This window comes from Stenotrophomonas maltophilia group sp. Smal32 (assembly GCF_030237085.1).
GTDB classification, from domain to species: Bacteria; Pseudomonadota; Gammaproteobacteria; order Xanthomonadales; family Xanthomonadaceae; genus Stenotrophomonas; species Stenotrophomonas maltophilia_Q.
In genome coordinates, this window is record NZ_JASJSI010000165.1 from 1 (window position 1) to 6,584 (window position 6,584).

A 6,584-nucleotide genomic window follows, 5' to 3' on the forward strand; every position below is an offset into this window, starting at 1 on the left:
ATTTTTAAAAAATTTTTTTTGTGGGCGGGCGTATATGTTTTTTATAAGGCACGGGCTGACCCCGGGGGGGCAGCGGGGGGGGGCGGGGGGGGGGGGAGTGAGGGGTTGCGCCGCGCCCCCAGGCGGGGTTGGGGGTGAAGGCGCCAGCCGAGCGTGGGCTCGGCTCTACAGTAGATCCACGCCATGCGTGGATCCGGCCGCAAAGCGCCAACCAAGGTTGGCACCTACCTGAGCGTCACCTCATCCAGCACCCACATCGCCGGGCGCGTGTCGCCGGTGAAGTTGATGCACAGGTCACCGGTGCCCTGCGTGCCCTTCGGCAGCGTGGCCTTCAGGGTCACGAAGCCATCGGCATCCGGCTTGGCCGGCAGCGGTACTTCAGCCAGCACCTTGCCGCTGCAGTCGCCGCGACGCACCAGCATTTCGCCATGCGCCCGCTTGGCTTTCTCGAAGCGACGCTTGGGTTCGTCGTGGGCCAGCTGGAAGTAGTACGGAATGCGGCCCGCGCGGACCTCCACGCTGCCGATGCCGTCCAGCTGTGCCTGCGGCCAGCGCCAGCACGGCTGGAAGATGTCGACATTGAACACCGCACGCGTTCCCTCGCGCGGGCCGTCGTCTTCCAGGCGCAGCACCAGGCCCTTCGTGCCCACGCAGCTGAGCAGCTCATCGCTGCGGCGACTGAGCAGCGACTGCGTGGTGAATGCCGCCACCGTCGGCTTCGCCGCCAGCATCCGTCCCTGGTAGAACGCGGCGGCCTGCACGGTGGCGGGCAGCGTCGCGGTCAATGGCTGCTGGTACAGCGGCGACTGCGCGCTCACCGCCTGGCCGTCGGTGCTGTAACGCACCTCATAGCCCAGCGGATTTGCCAGCGACACGGTCACGGTGTTGCCAGCTCGGTTGTCGGTGTAGTCCACACCCACTTCAAACGGCGTCTGCGCGTAGGCCAGGCCCCAGGCGCGGTAGCGCTGCAGCTGGGAGGGCAGGCGTGCGAGGAAATCGCGGAAGTCGCGATGCTCCGGTGTACTCCAGCCGGTCTCGGCCACGGCGGCCAGGCGCGGGAACAGGTTGTGCTGCAGGCGTGCGTAGGTGCGCGTGTGCTCGGTGAACATGTTGGCCTGCAGGCCGAGGATGTGCCCGCGCTTGTCGGCGGCCAGCTCGGCCGGCACCGGTTCGAAGTTGTACAGCTTGCCGAGGTTGACCTGGGTCGGGCGGCCCGGCGGCTCGTTCGGCGAGGCCGTCTGCAGGTAATCCAGATAGAGGTATCCGACCGGCGACATGATCACGTCATGGCCGGCGCTGGCGGCGGCCAGGCCGCCTTCGGTACCCTGCCACGACATCACCGTGGCCTGCGGCGGCAGGCCGCCTTCGAGGATTTCATCCCAGCCGATCAGGCGCCGGTCGTGCTCCTCCAGGAAGGTCTCCAGTCGCTTGATGATGTGGCTCTGCATGGCCATCTCATCCTTGATGCCCAGCGCACGCATGCGCTGCTGCACCTGCCTGGAGGCTTTCCACTGGTCTTTCACTGCCTCGTCGCCACCGACGTGCACGTACTTCGCCGGGAACAGCGCGATTACTTCTTCCAGCACGTTCTCGAGGAAGGTGACGGTGCTGTCTTCGGTGTTGAACAGGTTCGGGAACACGCCCCATTCGCTGATCGGCTTCAGCGGGGTATTGATCGAGCCCAGTTCCGGATACGCGGCGATCGCCGCGGTGGCATGGCCGGGCACATCGATTTCCGGGATCACCTGGATATGCAGCTTGGCCGCATAGGCGATCACCTCGCGGATCTGGTCCTGCGTGTAGAAGCCGCAGTAGGGATGCTCCTGGCCGCTGACCGGATCAATGCCGCCATCACCGGCGGGCAGCCGGCAGCTGCCCACGTCGGTCAGCTTCGGGTAGCGCTTGATCTCCATGCGCCAGCCCTGGTCATCGGTCAGGTGCCAGTGGAAGGTGTTGAGCTTGTGCGCGGCCATCGCGTCGAGCACGCGCTTGATCTCGTCCAGGCTCTGGAAGTGCCGGGCGGAATCGAGCATGAAGCCGCGCCAGCTGAAACGCGGCGCGTCCTGGATCTGCACCGCGGGCAGCACCCCGTTGCTGCCGCCGGTGGCGAGCTGGGCGAGGGTAGTCGCGCCATAGAAAAGACCGGTTTCGTTGCCGGCCTGGATCATCACGCCCTGCGCGGTGCTTTCCAGCGTGTAGCTTTCGCCGCTGTCGCGGAAGGTGGGCACGATCTCGAAGCGGATGCTGCCCGACTTGGCTGCCGCCGTGCCCTTGGCCGGCGCAAGGCGCGGGCCGCCGCTGCGGGCCAGCAGGTCGGCGAACTGGTTGGCGACGCGTTGCGCGGCTTCGCCTTCGGCCTGCAGCACGGTGTCGGCGCGGACGGTGATGCCGTTGCCCTGGCCGCGCTGCACGGTGGCCGGGGCCGGAATCAGCATCAAGCTGCCGGCGCGCAGCTGTGGGCCGGGTGCTTCAGCGGCGGGCGTGGGATCGGCGGCGAGTGCCGGCAACGCCGGCAACAGGGCGAGCAGGCTGCCCAGCAGCACTGCGCTGCGCATCCGGGCGCGGGAAGGCTTGACCATCGGTACGACTCCTTGGAACGGTGCGATGAACGCTATACATGAAAAACGCCGGGCCCGGAATGACCCAGGCCCGGCGTGCGTGCACGACTCGGCGATATTGCCGCCGCTGGATCAGTACTTGAAGCGGAAGTTGAGGTAGTACTGGCGACCGTTGCTGTAGAACGAGGTCGGGATGGCCGCGGTCTGGTAGTACTTGTAGGTCGGGTTGTTGAGGTTGAGCGCATCGAAGCTGATGCTCAGCCAGTCGGTGGCCTTGTAGCTCAGCGACGCCGACAGGGTGCCGAAGTCATCCTGGTAGTACGGGTTGGCACCGGACAGGCCGATCAGGAACGACGAACGGCGGGTGTAGCTGACGCGTGCACCGAAGGTATCGTTCTCGAAGTAGGCACCGATGTTGTAGGTGTTCTTCGAAGTACCCAGCAGGTTGTCGCTGCCGTCGGCCCAGGTGTGGTCGGTGCTGCCATCGGCGTAGGTGTAGTTGGCATTGACACCGAAGTACTCGCCGATCGGCTGCTCATAGGCCACTTCGATACCGCGGACCTTGCCGTCGGCATTGCGCGGGCGGGAGATGTTGTATTCCTCGAGACGGTTGGTCAGCTCGCTGAACAGCATCTCCTTTTCGGTGCTGAAGGCCACGTAGTCCTTCAGGCGCATCGAGTAGGCACCGATCGACAACATGCCGCGCGGCATGAAGTACCACTCCAGGTTGGCATCGAAGTTGGTCGACACCACCGGCTTCAGCTTCGGATTGCCGCCGCCGCCTGTCCGGTTCAGGTCCGAACCGTAGGACGAGGCACCCAGTGCCGAGAAGTCCGGTAGGGTCTGGGTCTGCGAGGCGGCCACGCGCAGCACCAGGTCGTCGCGCAGGTCGTACTTGAAGTTGGCGCTCGGCAGCACGCGGTTGTGCTTGTTCTCGAAAGCTTCGCGGGTCCACGCGCCGAACAGGCTGCTCACGTCCGGCACGGTCGAGCCGGTGGCGGCGGCGTAGGTATCGATATCCTGCTTGATGCTGACGTAGCGCAGGCCGACGTTGCCGCTCCAGCGGTCGCCGCTGAAGTTGCCCTGTACGTATGCGGCAAAGTTCTTCTCGGACACCTTCCACTCGGCGCCGTAGTTGTGGCGGCCGGTCGGGCCGTCATTGCCGGACAGCCAGGTGGAGTTGTTGGTCACCGCTTCCTTCAGTGCACCCGGGGTGAAGTACCACAGGTCACGCGGGAAGCTGCCACCGATGCCGTTGGCAAAGCCGCCGGGGAAGTTGGCCGTAGCGCCGTTCTTCAGCGCATTCCAGATCGCGCCCGGGGTTGCGCCTTCCGGCGACTTGGCCTCGCGCTTGTGGTCGCCGAAGCGGGCGCCGAAATCGATCGAGTTCAGTACGCCAGCGTCGGCGAAGTACTGGTTGAAATCGAGCGTAGCCCACTTTTCCTTGTCGATCGCGGTGACCTGCTGGTTGCCCCAGGTGCCGAAGTCGGTCACGCCGCTCGGGCCGATGTTGCCACCGACGTTCCAGTCGATCGGCGAGCCGTTGCCATGGGTTGCCCAGGTGGCGCCGCCACCACGGGCCAGGTTGACTTCGGCGATGTACTGGCGCGGCGTTTCGCCGGTGCCCTTGGTGCTGCCGGCCTGGAACTTCATGCCCAGGTTGTCGCTGATCTGCCAGTCGGCATCGAAGGTGATGTAGTTGGTCTTGGCCTTCGACTCGCGGTAGATCATGTCGTACACCGCGTAGTCGCGGTCGGCCTGGCCGGCGAAGGTGGCGTTGGACAGTACGCCATCCTTGACGACGTAACCCGGATTCGGGGCCTGGCCCGGAATCAGGATCTTGTTGCCATTGGCATCTTCAACGGTGCGGTCGTTGAGGATGCGGCCGCCCCACAGCATGAAGTTGCGGTTGTAGTTGTTCGCCTTCAGTTCCGAGCTGAAGCCTTCCAGGCCCAGGGTCAGGTTGTCCATCGGCTTGAACTGCAGCGAGATCAGGCCGCCCTTGCGCTCGCGGGTCTGTTCGAACAGGGTCGAGCCGAGCAGGCCCGGCGCGTACACGCCGGCCAGGTCCGGGTTGGACTTGGCCACGGTGCCATTCGGATCGATCTGGAAGAAGCCGCCCGGGATTTCCTGCGCTTCGCGGCGCAGTTCGCGCTTCTGGCTGAAGGCCTGCACCATCACACCGAAGTTGCCTTCGTCGTTCTTGTAGTTGAACAGTGCCGACAGCTGCGGGTCGTTGGACTTGGCTTGGTCCGAACGCACCATGCCGATGGAGCCTTCCGCCGTGAGCTGCTTGGAGAATTCCAGCGGCTTGCGGGTGAGGATGTTGACGGTACCGGTGGTGCCACCGTCCTGCAGCTTGGCCTGCGAGGACTTGTTCACCTCCACCGAGCGCACCAGTTCCGACGGCAGCAACGAGTAGCTGACGCTGCGGCCGACGTTGTTGCCCTGGCTGAGCACGAACCAGTCGGCGGTGCCGACGGTGTGGCCGTTGATCAGGGTCTGGGTCAGGCTCGGGCTGGTGCCGCGCAGGCTGACACGGTCGGCTTCGTCGAAGCCGCCTTCGTCGGCGCTGGACGAGCTGATGTTCACGCCCGGCAGGCGCTGCAGGGTGTCGGCCACGTTGTGCGCGGGCAGCTTGCCCACGTCTTCGGCGGTGACCACTTCCACGCGCGCATTGGCTTCGCGCTTGGTGTCCAGCGATTTTTCCATGGATCCACGGATGCCGGTGACCTGCACGGTATCCAGGTCGGTGGCGGTCTGGGCGGCCTGCTGCGCATGCGCACTGAAGGCGATGCAGCTGACGATGGCGGCCGAAAGCAGGGTCTTGCGGGTGTTCATGATGTCTCTCCTCATCACTCGATTGGATGCCGGCGGCGGTGTTCGGTTACGGTTGCGAAGACATGCGCGGGGCGGCGGCGAAGTCCCGTGCGTTGGCGTGCCACGTACTGCGTGCTGCGATTGCGTTGAAGCCTGTTGCGGTGTCAGGCGGCCGACTGCTGCAGGTACCAGCTGGCAGCGCCGACCACGCCCAGCTGGCCGTGCTCGACGACCTTCACCGGGATGCGTGCCAGTGCTTCGCCCATCGGCCCCTTCTGCAGGTAGCGTTCGACGAAGGTGCTGGCGTGCAGGTATTCGCGGATCTGCGGCAGGATGCCGCCGGCCAGGTAGACGCCACCATGGGCGCCATAGAACAGGGCCATGTCGCCGATGGTGCTGCCGAGCAGGCCGCAGAACACATCCAGCGCCTGGCGCGCATGCGCATCGGTATCGGCCATGGCGGCGGCGGTCACCGCATCAGGGCTGGCCAGCGTCGGCACCTGTCCCTGCAGCGCGCACACCGCGCGGTACAGGTTCATCAGGCCGGGGCCGGAGATCGCATGCTCGATCGACACATGGGCGCGGTCGCGCTGCATGTGGCGGACGATGGCCATTTCCAGTCCGGTGCTCGCTGCCAGGGTCGGCTGGCCGGCTTCCGTGGGCAGTACCACCGGGCCGTGCGCGGTGGGGATCCACAGCGCGGCACCAAGGCCGGTGCCGGGGCCGACCACCAGCGTCGGGCCGCGCGCAGCGGTCTCCGGCCCGCACAGGTGCAGCACGCCACTGGCGTCCACCTGCGCGGCGGCGTAGGCCACGGCTTCGAAGTCATTGACGATGTAGACCCGCTGCAGGCCGACGTCGGCCTCCACCTGGCGGGCCGACAGCGGCCACGGCAGGTTGGCGGTGATCACCGTGCCGTCCTCGCGGGCATAGCCGGCGCTGGCGACCACGCAGTGCGTGGGCCGTGGGCCTTCACCCAGGAAATCGGACAGGATCGCGCTGAGGCCGCCATGGTCGGCGTTGCGGTACTTCCGGTACTCCAGCACCTGCACCGGATGGGAGGCGTCGCCACTGGCCTGGACCCGGGCCACGCGCACATGGGTGCCACCAACGTCGGCAGCCAGGAACGAGGGCGCGACTCGGGACAGGACATGGGCCGGGGCGGGGTGGCTGGCGGTCACGCGGGCTCCTGCTGCAGGTGGGGCC

At 66.2% G+C, this 6,584-nt stretch carries 3 protein-coding genes; all 3 read right to left on the bottom strand.

Annotation, left to right across the window (positions count from 1 at the left end; all coding sequences use genetic code 11):
• Positions 1–224: 224 nt before the first annotated feature.
• The 3 genes from QRO91_RS21445 to QRO91_RS21455 all read right to left on the bottom strand — a co-directional run bounded on the left by QRO91_RS21445 (position 225) and on the right by QRO91_RS21455 (position 6,559).
• The gene (locus tag QRO91_RS21445) at positions 225–2,579 is read right to left on the bottom strand and encodes a beta-N-acetylhexosaminidase (protein ID WP_197620007.1); all 2,355 of its coding nucleotides are present in this window, start codon (positions 2,577–2,579) and stop codon (positions 225–227) included.
• A gap of 111 nt (positions 2,580–2,690) precedes the next feature.
• The gene (locus QRO91_RS21450) at positions 2,691–5,399 is read right to left on the bottom strand and encodes a TonB-dependent receptor (protein WP_049429389.1); all 2,709 of its coding nucleotides are present in this window, start codon (positions 5,397–5,399) and stop codon (positions 2,691–2,693) included.
• A gap of 143 nt (positions 5,400–5,542) precedes the next feature.
• Positions 5,543–6,559, bottom strand: a complete 1,017-nt coding sequence (locus tag QRO91_RS21455) for a glucokinase family protein (protein WP_049429390.1) — start codon at positions 6,557–6,559, stop codon at positions 5,543–5,545.
• Positions 6,560–6,584 lie beyond the last annotated feature (25 nt).